Origin of the sequence: Hahella sp. CCB-MM4 (assembly GCF_002260525.1) — a bacterium.
In the GTDB taxonomy this organism is placed as follows: domain Bacteria; phylum Pseudomonadota; class Gammaproteobacteria; order Pseudomonadales; family Oleiphilaceae; genus Hahella.
In genome coordinates, this window is the sequence record NZ_MRYI01000153.1 from 1 (window position 1) to 592 (window position 592).

The window sequence follows — 592 nt, forward strand, 5'->3', positions numbered from 1 at the left end:
TGGTTCACCCGGTCGAACATCGCCGAGAAATCAAACTCATGGCCCGGCAGCGCTTCGATCTCCAGCACCTGTCCCAGACCGCCCCGGAACTCGCCATCGCCGCCCGAGCCGTCCCGCAGCTCCTTGCGCCAGACGACGATCGGGCCGGTCTGCTCGGTCGCCTCGACCGGCATGGTCATCACGCCCGAGGGGAAGGCGGTCGCGGACAGCCCGTCCAGAGTCGGCCGCGCGCCCATGCCGCCCGAGTTGAACAGCAGCATCTCGGCACGACGCCCGGTCTGACCGGCGACGGGGCGGGCCGAGATATGCAGGTTCCACAAAGCTGCGGCCCCCTCGGCGAGGATCTGGCCCGGCAGCGCCTGCGAGAAGGCGCCGAGCACGAGGTCCGGCACCATATGGCCGAAGACATGGCGCAGGCTGACCGGCGCGGGGCGCGGGGCGTTCAGGATGCAATCGGGTGCGGCGATGGTGAACAGCGACAGCGAGGCCCAGTTGTTGGGGATGTCGGGCGCGACGACGCACATCAACGCGTAGCAGGCATAGGCCTTGGTGTAGATCAGCGGCACGTTGATGCCCCAGCGGCTGACCCCGT

At 68.9% G+C, this 592-nt stretch carries 1 protein-coding gene; it reads right to left on the reverse strand.

Going from position 1 to position 592, the window contains the following annotated elements; genetic code table 11:
• The coding region (locus tag BTA51_RS29810; RefSeq protein WP_141215749.1) for a hydantoinase B/oxoprolinase family protein at positions 1-592 on the reverse strand (592 nt) is incomplete at both ends.